This window comes from Priestia sp. MDV22-iso46, from assembly GCF_058629175.1.
In genome coordinates this window covers 389423-405523 of sequence record NZ_JBZVWT010000003.1, presented here as the reverse complement: position 1 = coordinate 405523, position 16101 = coordinate 389423, and the positions used below count along the sequence as shown (strand labels likewise).

General features: G+C 39.0%; 17 protein-coding genes. 5 read left to right on the top strand and 12 right to left on the bottom strand.

Annotation, left to right across the window (positions count from 1 at the left end):
• Positions 1–43: 43 nt before the first annotated feature.
• From AC4NPH_RS19430 to AC4NPH_RS19415, 4 genes are all read left to right on the top strand, one after another.
• Positions 44–1426 carry a PepSY-associated TM helix domain-containing protein gene (locus tag AC4NPH_RS19430; protein WP_082611746.1) on the top strand — a complete coding sequence of 461 codons (1383 nt, stop codon included), beginning with the start codon at positions 44–46 and terminating at the stop codon, positions 1424–1426.
• Positions 1427–1455: 29 nt separating this feature from the next.
• On the top strand, positions 1456–1920 hold the full coding sequence (locus AC4NPH_RS19425) for a FixH family protein (protein WP_491938872.1): 465 nt from the start codon (positions 1456–1458) through the stop codon (positions 1918–1920).
• 140 nt (positions 1921–2060) lie between these two features.
• Positions 2061–2483 (top strand): NucA/NucB deoxyribonuclease domain-containing protein, encoded by a 423-nt coding sequence (locus AC4NPH_RS19420; protein ID WP_013057949.1) that lies wholly within the window; start codon positions 2061–2063, stop codon positions 2481–2483.
• A gap of 162 nt (positions 2484–2645) precedes the next feature.
• On the top strand, positions 2646–2990 hold the full coding sequence (locus AC4NPH_RS19415) for a DUF1516 family protein (protein WP_028414497.1): 345 nt from the start codon (positions 2646–2648) through the stop codon (positions 2988–2990).
• Between the two features lie 40 nt (positions 2991–3030).
• Here the strand turns inward: AC4NPH_RS19415 and AC4NPH_RS19410 are convergent, their stop codons facing one another.
• The 3 genes from AC4NPH_RS19410 to AC4NPH_RS19400 all read right to left on the bottom strand — a co-directional run bounded on the left by AC4NPH_RS19410 (position 3031) and on the right by AC4NPH_RS19400 (position 5740).
• Positions 3031–3624 carry a hypothetical protein gene (locus AC4NPH_RS19410; protein ID WP_013057951.1) on the bottom strand — a complete coding sequence of 198 codons (594 nt, stop codon included), beginning with the start codon at positions 3622–3624 and terminating at the stop codon, positions 3031–3033.
• A gap of 155 nt (positions 3625–3779) precedes the next feature.
• Positions 3780–4436: a TetR/AcrR family transcriptional regulator gene (locus AC4NPH_RS19405; RefSeq protein ID WP_029322917.1), complete on the bottom strand. Its 657-nt coding sequence runs from the start codon at positions 4434–4436 to the stop codon at positions 3780–3782.
• A 23-nt stretch (positions 4437–4459) separates the two neighbouring features.
• Positions 4460–5740, bottom strand: a complete 1281-nt coding sequence (locus AC4NPH_RS19400) for a glycosyltransferase (RefSeq protein WP_335447980.1) — start codon at positions 5738–5740, stop codon at positions 4460–4462.
• A gap of 297 nt (positions 5741–6037) precedes the next feature.
• Here AC4NPH_RS19400 and AC4NPH_RS19395 point away from each other — a divergent pair, with 297 nt between their 5' ends.
• The gene (locus tag AC4NPH_RS19395; protein WP_057273558.1) at positions 6038–6583 is read left to right on the top strand and encodes a GNAT family N-acetyltransferase; all 546 of its coding nucleotides are present in this window, start codon (positions 6038–6040) and stop codon (positions 6581–6583) included.
• Positions 6584–6890: 307 nt separating this feature from the next.
• Here AC4NPH_RS19395 and AC4NPH_RS19390 read toward each other — a convergent pair whose 3' ends face one another.
• The 9 genes from AC4NPH_RS19390 to AC4NPH_RS19350 form a co-directional block, all read right to left on the bottom strand.
• Positions 6891–7376, bottom strand: coding sequence for a hypothetical protein (locus AC4NPH_RS19390; protein ID WP_053487488.1), 486 nt, complete (start codon positions 7374–7376; stop codon positions 6891–6893).
• A gap of 78 nt (positions 7377–7454) precedes the next feature.
• Positions 7455–8123, bottom strand: a complete 669-nt coding sequence (gene fsa, locus AC4NPH_RS19385; protein ID WP_014459236.1) for a fructose-6-phosphate aldolase — start codon at positions 8121–8123, stop codon at positions 7455–7457.
• Between the two features lie 49 nt (positions 8124–8172).
• Complete coding sequence (gene gnd / locus AC4NPH_RS19380; protein ID WP_013057957.1) at positions 8173–9066, bottom strand: phosphogluconate dehydrogenase (NAD(+)-dependent, decarboxylating); 894 nt, start codon at positions 9064–9066, stop codon at positions 8173–8175.
• A 38-nt stretch (positions 9067–9104) separates the two neighbouring features.
• Positions 9105–11099 carry a transketolase gene (tkt, locus tag AC4NPH_RS19375; RefSeq protein ID WP_064471864.1) on the bottom strand — a complete coding sequence of 665 codons (1995 nt, stop codon included), beginning with the start codon at positions 11097–11099 and terminating at the stop codon, positions 9105–9107.
• A 28-nt stretch (positions 11100–11127) separates the two neighbouring features.
• Positions 11128–12630: a glucose-6-phosphate dehydrogenase gene (zwf, locus tag AC4NPH_RS19370; protein ID WP_013057959.1), complete on the bottom strand. Its 1503-nt coding sequence runs from the start codon at positions 12628–12630 to the stop codon at positions 11128–11130.
• A gap of 440 nt (positions 12631–13070) precedes the next feature.
• The gene (locus tag AC4NPH_RS19365) at positions 13071–13523 is read right to left on the bottom strand and encodes a hypothetical protein (protein WP_274589153.1); all 453 of its coding nucleotides are present in this window, start codon (positions 13521–13523) and stop codon (positions 13071–13073) included.
• A 161-nt stretch (positions 13524–13684) separates the two neighbouring features.
• Positions 13685–14539, bottom strand: coding sequence for a GAF domain-containing protein (locus AC4NPH_RS19360; RefSeq protein ID WP_098589973.1), 855 nt, complete (start codon positions 14537–14539; stop codon positions 13685–13687).
• Between the two features lie 363 nt (positions 14540–14902).
• Entirely contained in the window at positions 14903–15469 is a 567-nt protein-coding gene (locus tag AC4NPH_RS19355; protein ID WP_029322936.1) for a GNAT family N-acetyltransferase, read from the bottom strand.
• Positions 15470–15701: 232 nt separating this feature from the next.
• Entirely contained in the window at positions 15702–16091 is a 390-nt protein-coding gene (locus tag AC4NPH_RS19350) for a VOC family protein (RefSeq protein ID WP_013057963.1), read from the bottom strand.
• Positions 16092–16101 lie beyond the last annotated feature (10 nt).

Here is a 16101-nt window from a genome sequence, read left to right as displayed (position 1 = left end):
CTTCTATAATAAAAGCACATTAGTTAGTAAAAAGGAGGAAAAAATGATGCAGGAAAAGCGCGAAGAAACAACGAGTACAACTAAAAAAAGCACGGCACGTTCTCAAGGTCTATACAAAGCTATATGGCGCTGGCACTTTTATGCAGGTTTAGTGTTTACTCCGTTTCTTCTTATATTAGCTGTTACTGGAGGCATGTATTTATTCAAGCCTCAAGTTGAAGAAAGACTGTACCACGACTTGTATCATGTGCAAGCTCAGTCACAGTCCGTATCTCCTTCAGCACAAGTACAGGCTGTAAAGGAAAAGTATCCAGGCGCTGACGTGTTGACGTATAAGCCCAGTGATCGCTCCACTCGTTCTTCAGAAGTAGGAATCTCATTAAAAGACCATACATATACGATTTTCGTTAATCCTCACAATGGTCACATCATAGGAAAATTAGATGATTCGAGTCGCTTAATGAATCAAATTGAAGAATTCCACGGAGAGCTAATGGCAGGAACAGCCGGTGATCGTATCGTAGAACTTGCGGCCTGCTGGGCGATTGTCTTAATTGTAACCGGTGCTTTTTTATGGTGGCCGCGCAAAAAAGACAAAATAAAAGGCGTACTGATTCCTCGTTTTTCAAAAGGTAAAAACGTGCTTGCACGAGACCTTCATGCGGTACCGGCCTTTTGGATTTCAGCCGGTATGCTTTTTCTCGTACTAACAGGCCTTCCGTGGTCAGGACTGTGGGGTAATGCGTTTCAGCAAATCGCCACAAACGCAGGCGTTGGGTACCCTCCGTCTATTTGGGTAGGCAGTGCCCCTACTTCAACCGTGCAAACAAAAGATGTAGCGGACGTGCCTTGGGGAGCTGAAACGTTAGAAGTTCCAAGCTCCACAGCTCAGCAATATACAAAAGTATCGCTTGATGACATTGTAGGTATTGCAAAAGAACAGCATATTCACGATGGCTACACCATTTCCATTCCGCAAGAGCCCCAAGGTGTGTATACGCTCTCTGTTTTTTCACCAAGAGCTCAGGATGAAGCAACCATTCACCTTGATCAATATACCGGAGCTGTTTTAGCTGATTATCGGTACGGCAACTATGGATTTATGGGCAAATTGATTGCACTCGGTATTACGCTTCATAAAGGCACACAGTTTGGATTTATGAATCAGCTTATGGGCCTTATTATTTGTATCGGAATTGCTGGTATCGCCATCAGCGGATCCTTACTGTGGTGGAAACGAAAACCAGCTAAAAACATAGGGGCTCCTAAAGTTCCTGAAGGAAATGCAATGCGAATCGTGACGTGTATAATCGTGGTGCTTGGTATCCTTTTTCCTTTAGTTGGACTGTCCTTAGTTATCGTGTGGCTTTTAGATTTCTTTGTCATCAAACGAATTCCAGCATTGAAGCGGTTTTTAAACGCATGATTTATGAAACGATGTGAGGTGCAGTAACAATGAACAAATGGAAAATACCCGGATTGGTCATACTCAGTACGATTTTACTTTCCGCGTGCTCTGTAAACAGTAACGCAGACAAGCTCTACAAGCAGCCAAAGCCTCTGTCTGCGCATGTGATGCTTCCTGAAACTATAAAACCACGGAGCATACAAGTACTAGAAGTACATGTGATTCAAGAAAATAAAACGGTGGATGATGCAAAAAGCGTTCAGTTTAAAGTGTGGAAAAAAGATGCCCCCCGTAAAGTTGAAACAGTAAAAGCGCACTATGACGGCAGTATGTATAAAGCAAAAACAACCTTTAAAGAGGATGGTATTTATTATGTTAAAACCGATATTAACGCGCGCGGTGAACACATCCTTCCTACTCAGCAAGTCGCAGTAGGCAAATTATCGAAAGAAGAGTTACGTTCACTGCAGCCAGCTGAAAACGAAACGCATCATTATCACTCTCATCATTAGACATAAGCTCACGTTTAGCAGCTGTACGTGAGCTTATGTTTTTCTTATGAATTCTAGCTAGTTCCATTATATGTTTTTACATTTTTTTCTTATTACTTTAAAATAAAAGTGATAAACGTTTTATAAAGGAGTTTTACAGATTGAAAAAAATTGTTTCTGGAATTTTAATTTTAGTATTAGCCGTTATTGTTATGATTGAAGGAAATCCGTTAGAGCAGAACTCTTCAACGAATACCTCCTACGATGAAGTAATTACCTTCCCTGCTGATCGTTACCCTGAAACTGCAGCGCACATTCAACATGCAATCGATAAAGGAAAATCGGCTGTTTGTACAATCGACCGAGACGGGGCTGAGGAAAACCGCCGTGAGTCTTTAAAAGGCATTCCGACTAAAAGCGGCTATGACCGAGATGAGTTTCCGATGGCCTTTTGTGAAGAAGGCGGAAGCGGTGCCGATATTGAATATGTAAAGCCTTCAGACAATCGAGGCGCCGGGTCTTGGATCTCACATCAAGTAGACGAGTTTCCTGACGGTACGAAGGTTTTAATTGAAGTGAAGTAAAAAGAATGGTCATCGCGACCGTTCTTTTTTTATGTTAAGAGTCTGTATAAGAAAAAGAATAAAAAAGTAGAATTGTGCTTGCCTAAAGATACTCTTCACTTTTAAAATAAAAATGTATGTTATACATATATGCATTATCGTTTTATAGGAGGAATGAGTTTCTTGGACAATCTATGGCAGCAGTTACTTCCTGCCTCATGGCAATTAACTTTATTTATTTTCTTTTTTGTCTATATCTTGCGCTACAAACAAGAGAATAAATTCAGCATGCAGCTTCACGTGCTGCTTAAGTTTCTTTATGCCGTTATTTTGATTTTAAATGCGGTGTTGTTTTTAGTGGAAAGTCAGCGCGATTTTCTTTTTTATGCAACGCTTTTCATGAGTATCCTGACAATTATTTTGATGGAGTTCACGCTTTCTGCAAAAAAACAGAACGAGCTTGATTTTATTTCAGCCGTTTCTTGCTGTGTTCTTCCGATTTTTATTTCTTTACTTGAACTTAGTTAATGAACCAAAGGCCTCTGGTGATTCAGAGGCCTTTTTGATGTTATTGATCTTTGTTGTTACGGTCCATCATATCTTTTGGATCTTCTACAATATCTTCTGGATCACGGTTGTTATCTTTTTCATCATCTCGATACATCTTGTCATTTTTATCTACGCCAGGTACGTTATTGTTGTTGTTCATATTGTCTAAGCCCGTGTTTACAAACGCTACGTATACTTTGTCGATTTTACTATCTGCTTCTCTCACACGATCCGCAATTTTTTGTTCAAAATCAGTTGAAACTTCATGGTAAGTATCGCCGTTATACGTTACGTTGTTGACCTTGCCCTTATCATTGTTGTCCGCTGCGTCATTTCCAGCTAGATCTACCGTTACATAGGCATTATTATTATCGCGAAGCACATATGCATCATCGACTTCCTTCATATCTTCTACATTTTGCGCTGCTTCAACTGACTTGGTCGGCTGATCCGTGTTATCCATTGGGATATTGTTATCAACCCCGTCGTTTGTAGAAGTGTTGCGTAAGTCATTTTGAGTATTGTCCATTGCGTTATTGTCCTTATTTCCTCCGCACGCAGCTAGGCCTGAAAGGAAAAGAACCGAAGAAGCAATGATAAGTCCTTTTTTCATTTTTTCCATCTCCTTAAATATAGTTTGCAGTCGTATTATGCTTAATTTTTGCAAAACTATTCAAAGCGAGACGGAGAAGTGAAAAAACCTTTTTTAAAAATATACTTAATGCTGCTAGCAATATTACAAGACACATTTTAATGTTACAGCTGTACTTATTCTCCTAATAGCTTTCGGACAGCTATTGACAGCGTATTGACATGGCGTTCTACGTTTGCCGCCTCAGCAACTTGTTTCTGTTCATCGACGTTGTAAACCGGCGCTGGATTTTGTGTAATTCCGTTGATCGTTGTAGCCATAAAAGCTAGCAGATCATCTGTTGGTACAGACGGAGAGAAATTCTTTACTTCTATTTGCTGCGTGATAAAGTCGTGAAGCTTTTTTTGAATATATTTAAGGTTAGATACTTCAACTAGCTGATCTTCAATTTTCATAAAACGCTGAGGATCTTTTGAATACAACGCTACTAGTTCAAAGTAAATTTCTCCTCCTGCTGTCATCGATTCTTGGATATGCTCTCCAATATACATAATAAAATTATGCAGCACTTCAAAGGGATCTTTTTTTGTCTGGAGTAGGGCTTCAATTTTATCTTTTACTTTATAGCTGACGCTTTCTTGATTAAGAAGTCCGACAAATACTTCATCAAGATTTGAAAAATATTTGTACACGCCTCCTTGACTCATTCCAGATTCCAGAACAATATCTCGCATGGCTACATCATACACCGGTTTGCTCTTGCATACTCTTTTGGCTGCTTCTAAAATCTCTTGCTTCTTTTTTTCAGCGTATCCTTCCCTTACTTTTGGCATTTTTTTCACGCTCGCTTACTTTTTTATTTATTTCCGAATGTCTCGAGTGTATCAATAATCACCTGAGCTGCTTTTTCGGCTCCTTTTTCAGCTCGGATTTGTTTTCCGATTTCTTGTGCTTTGGATCGAATTTCATTAACTTGCGTATAGGAAATGGCTGCGGATAATTTTTCAGCCGTCAATTCTTTTCTCGGAATGGCTTTTGCTCCAGCTCCTAGCTCGTGAATTTTTCTTCCCCAAGCGAATTGGTCATTTCCATAAGGAATAATAGCACTTGGAACGCCGGCTCGAAGGCCTTCCGCCGTTGTTCCTGCTCCTCCGTGATGAACAACGGCAGACATTTTAGGAAACAGCCACTCATGAGGAATATCTTTTACAAATAAAATGTCTTCTGCTATCTCTTCCGTCTGATTCATTCCGCTTCCTCCTGTATTGATGATACCTCGTTTCCCGGCAAGTTTTAAGGCTTTAATCACTAAAGCAGTCGTTTCGCCTGCATTTTTTTTATCCCCAACACTTCCAAATCCAATATAAACTGGCGGTTCTCCAGCCTTTAAAAACCTTTCCAGCTTCTCTTCCGGCTGATAGCTATGGTCACTGTCCATAAACCAATTTCCGTAGGAATGAACGTGTTCAGGCCAATCTTTAGATACGGAAAATACAGTGGGACTTGATGAAATAATGGTTGGGTTAGCTGCTGTACGCTGCTTTGGATACGGACATGAAAAATCGTTAGGTCCTTCTCCATACTGCTGCACCCAATATTTTTTTAAAGGACCACTTACTATCTTCCAAAATCCCCATTCAAAAATACGATGCGTCAGCTTATTATATATTTTTCCAAATCGGGGGCGATCGTAAAAAATTAGAGCTGGATAATCTTTTGTTGGTGTCATTGGAAAAGGGCTCGCTAGAATGCTTGGTATATCCATTTCTTTAGCAGCAAAATATCCAATTGCTGCGCCTGGATGATATACAATTGCATCGGCTCCTTTGCAGGCTTTATGCAAATCTTTTTGTATATTAACCATCATACCCATCATCTTTTCATTTTTTAAGCTTGAAAAAAATTTGAAAGGATTGTCTGCATTAATCGCATCGTCTGCTGCTCCGCTCTCTATAACTTTAGAAACATCACCTCGAAGCATGGCATATTCAAATCCATACGATTCTATGAAGTTTTGATAAGCTTCTGAAGCCGCAATTCGTACACGGTATCCTTTCTTTTTCAACTCTAATCCTAAAGCCATAAAAGGCTGGGTGTCTCCTCGCGTTCCTGTTGTTAACATCGTAATAAGCATCATTTCAGCCTCCTTATATTAAAACGACAACGTTGTCGTTTTAATATAATGTAACCTCCTGAAATTGATTCGTCAATGTAAAAACGACAATTATGTCGTTTTTTATTACTATCCTTTATTTTCCTAAGGCACTTTTTGTAAAGATTGCTGCTTTTAATTATAACAAGGGAAAATTTCCTTTTTATAGTATTGTATAAAGAAAGGCTTATTCAGCTAACGGGCAGAAATGTTGAATAAGATAGGGTTTACTTATCCTTAAATAAAATATTTTCAAAACATCATAAAAGGAAGTGTGTAATATTGGGTAGTGAAAGTAAACTCATTATTTCTCCATTAAATAATGACTTAATAGAGGATATCAATATGACAAATGATTATTTTAAGCTATATGGCAGAGTTGTCCCCAGTTTACAATCAGGAAGGTGGTCTTATAAAGAAGTTCTTTTTGATGAAACTAGAGAAACACGTTTTCCAGATGACAAACTTGATTGGAGCCAATATATAAACCGAGAGGATAAAGCTTTGTTTTTAGCTTATATGAATAATACTTGCATAGGACAGATTAGAATAATTAAGGATTGGAATCACTTTTGTTATATTGAAAACATTGCTACTAAAAAAGATTATAGAGGCAGTGGAGTCGGAAAGTTGCTCTTAAATAAAGCAGAAGAGTGGGCAAAACAAAGAAAACTTATAGGAATGTCCTTGGAAGCACAAGATGATAATCTTGGCGCATGCAGATTTTATGTAAAACAAGGATTCATACTAGGTGGAGTTGACACACTAAAACAGTCATATAACCCTACTATTGAAACCACTTTATACTGGTATAAGTTATTCAAGTAACGGGGGCTTTAGCGGAATAAATAATACAGTCGTTTTAACATAGGAATTTTAAAGAGTTAAAGAGTTAAATAGTTGAATTTGCTCTTCTTTAGTGAAGTCCGAAAGCGTGGCATAGATGTCTTTAATCATTGAGAAACCGCCTCCTAAAAGAGTATCTTATCACCTCTTATCAGGAAATACTCTATGCGAAAAGAGCCTTTCCTAAAGATAAACCCTCTCTTTATAAAGAATGAAAAAAAGATGCTTCGCGTTTTAAACGAAGCATCTTTTTCTAGTGCAGCTATGAATGCCTACCTACTTTTTTAAGTTAAACTGACCGTGAGGCAGCTAATTTCTCAATGGGGGCTTGTTCAATGTCTGCTGCTGAAATATGCAGCAACTTTTCTAAAACAGCCGTTATGCCCTCATTTGTTTTATTACTTTTCTTGCAGTCATTAATATGCTGATTTAATTGCTTTTTATAAGCCTCTGTATGAATGAGCCACTGACTTAAAAGCTCTTTTGTCGCCTTTCTTTCGTCTTCGCTTTTAGCTCCAAATAAGCTCTCCATATCAGGTTCTTGAATAATTAGCTTACTAAAATCTTCGCTTACTGCAAGCCAAAAATAGTTTTTTTCGTACTCGTAATATCTGTGTTCTTTTAATAAAAAGTAGCCAATTTCAAATTCAATGCGATAGAGCGGCATATTAACTTTCGGCGCATGAAGGCTTTTAAAGTTAATATGCTCTACGTCATCTACATAAACCTCTGAACCGTATTGGGTTTTAATAATCTTAGCGTCTACTGTATTCATGATGTTTACCTCTTTAGGGATATTATGAAAGAACGCGTGCATTCCTTCTCTAGAATGCGCACGTTCGTTATCTTTTACTTAGTTTTGAACAGCGTTTTTCCAATCAGCCGCAAATTTTTCAATTCCTTGTTCTGTTAAAGGATGTTTAACAAGCTGCTCGATTACTGAATATGGAATAGTTGCAATATGGGCTCCGGCAAGGGCTACGCGTGTAACGTGATCCGGATGTCTTACAGAAGCCGCAATGATTTGAGAGTCGATATTTTGAATGCGGAACAGCTCGGCAATTTTAGCCACAAGCTGTACGCCGTCTTCTGAAATATCATCAAGGCGACCAAGGAACGGAGATACATATGTTGCACCTGCACGAGCTGCTAAAAGCGCTTGGTTCACAGTGAAAATAAGCGTTACGTTTGTTTTTACACCTTTTTTAGCAAGGTAGCGAGTCGCTTCTAATCCAGCGATTGTCATTGGAAGCTTAATCGTAATATTTTGGTCCCCGCCGTTAATTTTAATGAGTTCTTCTGCTTGCGCAATCATGTCTTCTGCTGTTTCTGCATCCGGCGTCACTTCTGCTGAAACGGATTCTACTTCTGGAACAGTTTTTAAAATTTCTTCAATACGATCTTCAAACTTTACGCCTTCTTTTGCAACAAGAGAAGGGTTTGTTGTGACGCCAGATAAAACGCCCACTTTGTATGCTTTTTTAATATCGTCAAGGTTTGCAGTATCAATAAAAAATTTCATTTTTTCATTCCTCCATTAGTTTTTTTTACTATACCCACTATTTCACTTGTTATTTCTTTTCCACAGCATGACCGCCAAACTCGTTTCGAAGTGCGGAAACTACCTTTCCTGTAAAGGTATCATCTTCAAGCGAGCGATAGCGCATCAGTAAAGACATCGCAATAACCGGCGTAGCTGTTTGAAGGTCTAGAGCGGTTTCTACCGTCCATTTCCCTTCACCAGAAGAGTTCATAACTCCTTTGATGTCATCTAGCTTAGCATCTTTAGAGAATGCATTTTCTGTTAATTCCATTAGCCATGAACGAATAACAGATCCATTGTTCCATACTCTCGCCACTTTTTCGTAATCATAGTCGAATTGGCTTTTTTCAAGAACTTCAAATCCTTCTCCGATTGCAGCCATCATGCCGTATTCAATGCCGTTATGAACCATTTTTAAAAAGTGGCCGCTCCCTGCTTCTCCAGCATATAAATATCCGTTTTCTACTGCTGTATCGCGGAAGATAGGTTCAACAATTTCCCACGCTTCACGATCTCCGCCAATCATATAACAAGCTCCGTTACGAGCGCCTTCCATTCCGCCAGATGTTCCAACGTCCATAAAGCGGATTTTATTTTCTTTTAACTCGTTATAGCGTCGAATAGACTCTTTGTAATGAGAGTTTCCGGCTTCAATTACGATATCTCCTTCAGCTAAAAGAGGCTTCACTTCACTAATAACAGAATCAACAACCGTATGAGGAACCATCAGCCATACAACTCTTGGTGTTTCTAGTGACTGAACAAGCTCCTGTAAGCTTGATACTCCTGAAGCACCGTACCCTTTCATTTGTTCCACTGCGTTTGAATTTACGTCAAATGCTACAACGTCATGACGCTGATCCAATAAGTTTTGTCCTAAGTTAATCCCCATTTTCCCTAAACCAACTAATCCTACTTTCATGTGAACAGCTCCTTCTATTTATCTTTTCATCTTCTTATTTAAGCCTTTAGCAATTCTTTTGCTTGTGCCACTACGTTTTCTTCTGTAAATCCAAACAGCTTCATCACATCAGCTCCCGTTCCTGAAGCACCAAATGTGTCAATGGCTAACACTTTTCCTTTTGGTCCTACAAAACGTTCCCAGCCAAGTGAAATTCCCATTTCTAGAGAGATTCGTTTTGAAATAGATTCAGGCAAGACGCGCTCTTGATACTCTTTTGACTGCTTGTTAAACAGCTCCCAGCTAGGCATTGCCACAACCCGTACGGATGTACCTTCACGTTCTAGCTGAGCTTTAGCACTGACCGCTAGTGCTACTTCAGAACCTGTAGCGATGAAAATCAGCTCCGGTTTATCGTTTGTTTCGGTTAGTACGTAAGCTCCTTTAGCTAGGTCGTTGATATTTCGTTTTGTTTCTTCAAATACAGGCAAGTTTTGACGGCTAAGCACTAAGGCTACAGGACCTTCCACTTGCTGAAGCGCATAAGCCCAAGCGCTTGCTGTTTCATTTGCATCAGACGGACGGATTACGGTAAGCCCTGGAATTGCACGAAGAGAAGCTAAATGTTCAACGGGCTCATGAGTTGGTCCATCTTCTCCTACTGCTATGGAATCATGAGTAAACACATATGTGACCGGCAGCTTTTGCAGTGCAGCTAAACGAATCGCTGGACGCAAGTAATCATTAAAAACAAAAAATGTGCTGACAAACGGCTTCACACCGCCGTGAAGGGCCATTCCATTACCGGCCGCTCCCATTGCATGTTCGCGTACTCCAAAATAAATATTTCGGTTACCGAAATATCCAGGTGCGTAAGGGCCTTCTTCTTTAATGTCCGTCATCGTGGAATGCGATAAATCAGCGCTGCCTCCAAAAATAGATGGCACAGATTTAGTGAAATAATTAATAGCTTCTCCGCTTGCAACACGAGTCGAAATCGCTTTTTCTGATGAGAATGTTAAAATATCATTCACTTCAATTAACGCTTCGCCTGTGATGGCACGTTCTAATTCATCAGCGAGCATGGGGTGTTCTTTTTGGTAAGAAGCAAACAGCTCGTTCCACTCTGCTTCTGCTTTCATCCCTTTTTCTTCTAGCATTTCAAAATGGGCTTTTACTTCTTCTGGAACATAGAAGTTTTCTTCCGTTTCCCAGCCATAGGCTTGTTTTGTTGCTTTTGCTTCTTCTTCTCCAAGCGGATTGCCGTGTGCTTTATTTGTTCCCGCTACTTTTGGACTTCCGTATCCAATAATTGTTCTCACTTCAATGAGCGTTGGCTGTTCTTTGTTCTGCTTCGCTTTTTCGATTGCTTTTGTGACTTCATCTACGTCATTTCCATCTTCTACACGTAAATACTGCCAGTTTGCAGATTCCGCTCTTTTTTGGATATTTTCACTAAACGAAAGATTTAATTCCCCGTCTAACGAAATATCGTTGGAGTCATATAAAGCGATAAGTTTGCCAAGCTTCATATGGCCAGCCATGGACATCGCTTCATAAGAGATGCCTTCCATCAAGTCACCATCGCCTACTAACGTATACGTATAGTGATCAATGACAGGGAATTTTGACTGGTTAAATTTTGCCGCTAAATGGGCTTCTGCCATTGCCATTCCCACTGCATTTGCAATTCCTTGACCTAAAGGACCTGTTGTGGCTTCTACGCCGTCCGTATGGCCAAATTCAGGATGTCCCGGTGTTTTACTGTTTAGTTTGCGGAAGCTTTTTAAATCTTTTATTGATACATTGTATCCGCTTAGATGAAGCATGCTATACAGCAAGCTTGAACCGTGCCCGGCTGACAAGATAAAACGATCTCGGTTAAACCAGCTTGAATTTGCCGGATTATGCTGTAAGTGATTCGCCCATAGCGCATAGGTCATCGGAGCCGCTCCCATCGGAAGCCCGGGGTGGCCTGAATTGGCTGCGTTCACCGCATCGATTGACAGGGTGCGAATCGTATTAACTGCAAGTGTGTCTATGTTGGTACTCATGTGTCATCCTTCTTTCGCTTTGTTTGTATTAAACTGGCTGCACTTCGCGTGATTGGCTCGCTGCTTCTTCATCCAGCCACCATTTAAAACCGTCTTTTTCTAAAAGTGCATTTGATGCATCAGGGCCGTGTGAACCAGCTGCATATTTATAAAGCGGCACTGTATTTTCCTCAAATGCTTCAAGAAGCGGCTGAACCCATTCCCAAGCTAGCTCTACTTCTTTCCAATGAGCAAAAAATGTAGAATCTCCCGCACATGCATCTGCAATAAGACGCTCATATGCTTCCGGTGCTCCTTCTTGTTGACCTGAAAAATTAATTTGTACAGGCTCAATATGACCATGATTAAATGGGTTTTTACTGTTCAACTGCAGCGTAATATTTTCATGCGGGTTAATTTCAATCATTAACAGATTTGGAGATGTTGTTTCTCCTTTGTCTAAGTACAACTCTTTTAACGAGTCTTTGAATTCAATAACAATTCGCGTCGCTTTTTCAGCCATTCTTTTCCCTGTACGAATGTAGAAAGGAACGCCTTTCCAAAGCGAATTATCGATATATAGTCTGGCTGCTAAAAACGTGTCCGTCTGCGAAGATGGTGATACGCCGGGCTCATTTACGTAGCTCTCCACTGAAGACCCGTTTATTTTTCCGGCCTCATATTGACCGCGAACAACGTCTAGATCCATATCTTCTTTTACAAGCGGACGAAGTGCTTTTAACACATTTATTTTTTCGTTTCGAATATCATCAGCGCTAATGCGAGCCGGTAAGTGCATGGCCGTCATCATCAGCATTTGCAGCATATGATTTTGAACCATATCTCGAATGGCTCCTGAATGGTCATAATAGCTTGCTCTTTCCTCTACGCCGACCGTTTCACTTGCTGTAATTTGTATATTCGCAATATGTTCGTTATTCCATAATGATTGAAGAATAGGATTAGCGAATTCCAGCGCTTCTAAATTTTGCACCATCGACTTGCCAAGATAGTGGTCAATGCGGTAAATCTCTTCTTCTTTAAACGCTTTGCTTAAGTTTTCGTTTAATTGACGAGCTGACTGTAGATCATGACCAAACGGTTTTTCAATAATTAACCGTTTCCAACCTTTTGTAGCACCTAAGCCACTGTCTTTAATATGCTCGGCAATCGTACCAAAAAATTCTGGTGCAACGGAGAGATAAAACATTCGGTTGCTTGGAATGTTTAGTTCTGCTTCGCGTGCTTCTACTAGATTTAACAAATTTTTATAATCTTCAGTATTCGTTGCATCCAATTGGCTGTAGCGAAAAGCTGAAAGAAAATGCTGCATAAGAGATGAATCTTTTTCGACGCGACGTGAAAAAGTATGAATAGACTCTTCTACTTTTTCCTGAAAGTCAGCGTCTGACATCTCCCTTCTGCCTAGTCCCACAACAGAAATTGATTTAGGAATTTTCCCGTCTACAAATAAATTATAGAGTGCAGGATAAATTTTACGTTTCGCTAAGTCACCTGTTGAACCGAATAAAACAAAAGTCATCGCTTCCATATCTCTTCCTCCTGTTAGGAAAAATATAATCTTTAAAAAGTAACTTTTTTTTCACTCGTTACTTTATGTAACCTATCTTATTCCTGAAATATTTTTTCGTCAAGATATAAAACTCGTAAAAAATCATTTCATTTTTTCATTTTTTCTTTAAACCTTATAGCAGCTTATCTCGGTTAGCTTATGGAAAAATAATGAAATACTTTTTAGTTGAATTTAGAAAATAAAACTGTTTTAATGGATTTGATAGAATTGTATGAAAGTAAAAGCATACATAATGTTTGCATATATGCCGGGGAAAAATATCAAAAGGTGGAAGTGATATGAAAGCTCAACTAATGAAGATGTTTGAAGACCTATCTGTTTTTTACATAGAAAAATTGTAAAACACTTTAAAGGAGAAAGGAAGTTTGAGCTCTTTCTTTTGAGCTGCACGCACACCTTTAATGCGTGGCTACAGCAAGAAGCGTAAGCATCATATAGAGGCTAAAAACAGCAAATAAAACAAGAACGGTATAGACTAGTCTTCTACCTGTTTTGCCTAAAAAGTAGACGTTTACTAAACTAAAATACACGCTTGCTGCGCATAAAACGAACGCAAGAAACTCTTTACGCTCGTTCAATGTCATTTGAAAACCTTGATTATAATAAATTTGAAGGTCCCTGCTGACAGAAAATGGTGCGGTCCACCACCTTATCAAAACCCCCATAAACATAAGGATTCCAACTACGTTTAACGTCAGCTGGAGCGTTCTCTCCTTTTTCGTATTCACGTTTATTTCTGTAGATTCTTTGAAGTTTGCTCGTATGTATTTTCCCCCCTTGCATACAACAAAAAAGATCGTTAGCCATACGCAGGCCTCTCCCACGGCTATCAAAAGATGCGTAATGATCATCACGCAAGGCTTCAATGAAGTTATATTCTTTATCTATATTCACTTTATGCTGCATTTGATGCTTTCACAGCTTCTGAGCATACCAGCTTGTCTTTTTCGTTTCGTATTGAATTATATACGCACACAAAAATAAGCCCTGGCTGATAGAGCCAAGGCTTGCTTCACGTTTTGATTAAGTTATACCCTACACATTGAAGAGCTTGTTGAATATTTTTCACGACTTTTAACTGTAAGTTTCTCAAATCATGATTTTTAATTTGCTCTTTCGCAAATGTTGGCGTTACACCTGTTATAACTGCTTGTGCACCCATGAGCTGAAGTGCTGTAATCATTTTAAAGAAGAAATTCGGAAACTCTTTTTCTCTCAAAAGCAGCTTCGATAAATCAATGATAAAGTAATCTATTTCATTATGAGCTGCATCGTGAAGCACATCTGTCATAATCTGATCCGCCCGCTCTTTATCAATAATACCTTGAAGAGAAAGAATCGAAACACCTTCTGTAATCGGAATAATTGGGACGCTTAAAAATCCCATCTGATATCGTGTTTCATCCAGATCGATCATGTGGGATAAGATACCTGCCATTGATTGTAAAAAATCAATGCCTTCTCCTGAAAATTCTTTTTCTTCCTTGTCCATTACACAGAGTGTTCCAAATACATTTCCTTTTAAATCTTTTAATGTGACACCTAAAAAACCTTTTACCTGCAATTGATCCGTTACTTCTAGCTGTCTTGTAACGGCATCCTTCATCAGATTTGCCGTATGCATAACGTCTCCGTCATTCATAATAATTAAGCGGCAGTATGTACCTCCGTATTCAACGCTGTATCCTTCAGGAATAATCTCTTCCTTCTCGTTATATGAGCTGAGGACCGTCATCGCTGTTTCTCCTCTTCTAGTTACGTACGTTGTACTGACATTCAGCTGTTTGGTAATAACCTCAAATAATTTTTGCGAAACAGACCGCAGTGAATAAAAATGAGGAACTTTATTTTCTCCATCAACGTTCATTTAGTTACCTCCATCGCAACTATCATTCTCTCTGCCATAAGTGCATTCTTTCATAAAGATACGCACAGCTTGGCTATAACTTTTTTGTAGTATGAGAGAGGACGGCTATATTGCCTCTTTTCTATCTTATACATGCTAGATTTGACATATGACATGATTTCACATAAGAAAAACTTCTTCCGTTCATGAAGGAAGAAGTTTTAAATTATATAAAAATCTCACACGTCCCCATCTTCCCTCTGTTCCCTCTATTAGGATATATCAAACTAAACTGCCTAATTCAATTATGGATCAAAAAGCAAACACTTATAGAAAAACAGCGAGATTGGCATTCTATGCAAGGAAAGCATAGAACACAGGGTATTAGAGCTTCTGCTTCATCCGGTTGTTCCATTCTCTTCGCAGAATTCCCATTTTGACACTATCAAAATATTCCCCGTTTACGATACGAGCTTCTCTGATTCTTGCTTCTTCTTTCATACCTATTTTTGCCGCTGTTTTGATCATTCTGATATTGCCTGACCACGTAGACATGCCGAGTCTATGCAAAGGTGTAAACTCAAATAAAAAGTTGATCCACATTCCATAAGCTTCTGTCCCATATCCTCCGCTCCAATAGTCTGAGTCGTAAATGACAATTCCAGTTTCCAGCCAGTCTGTATATTTGTCCACCCAGTAACAGCTCACTGTTCCCACAGCTTTTTCATCAATGATGACCGCAAGGAGTTGAGGAACGTCTGGAAAAAGCTCATGCTCTTTGTCAAATGAATTCATATATTTTTCTTTCGTAAGCCTTTCTTCTAGTATGTAAGGAGCATTCCATTTTTTCGCTTCTTGTTTTTTCTCTTCATATTTCCAGTAATAGAGCGTATTAGCATCTTCCTGTGTCGCTTCTCTTAGCAACACTTTTTTCCCTATTAGTTTTATCATGAGAGGCATTACTCCTTGATTTATGAAATGGCTTATTAAATTCTAGAAACTTAAAGTGAATTTTAATACACATTTGTACAATCATAGCGTTGAATAATGAAGAAAAGGAGTAAATTTATAAAGAATATTATTGCTACTGCCAATCAGCAGATGAAAATGAAAAGTAACTTATCCTGCTTTGCCCGTAAAACACCGAGACAATATTATGCTCCCGGTGTTTTTTATTTTTGCTCTATTTATTATTCCCGTTTTCCATAACTGCAAAATAATTATCTTCACTGTCTGAAAAGTTAAAGACTTTTCCTGAAGGCATAGATACGATTTCTCCCACCGTTACGCCTTTAGCTGTTAAGTCTCTGTATAATTCATCCACATTCTCTGTAAAAAACATCAGTGAAGGAGTCCCAACGTTTAATTCTGGCTGCATTTTTGCTATTAGCTGTTTATTATGAAGGATAATGGTTGTTTCGGCACTCTCTACCGGTGCCAGCTCAATCCACCTCATACCTTGTTCATTATTTTGTTCAGACATAACATGAAATCCCATCTTTTCTGTCCAAAACTTTACCGCTTGATCTTGATCGTTTACATATACCATAATTTGACCGACTTTTTTAATCATTGCTTTCACT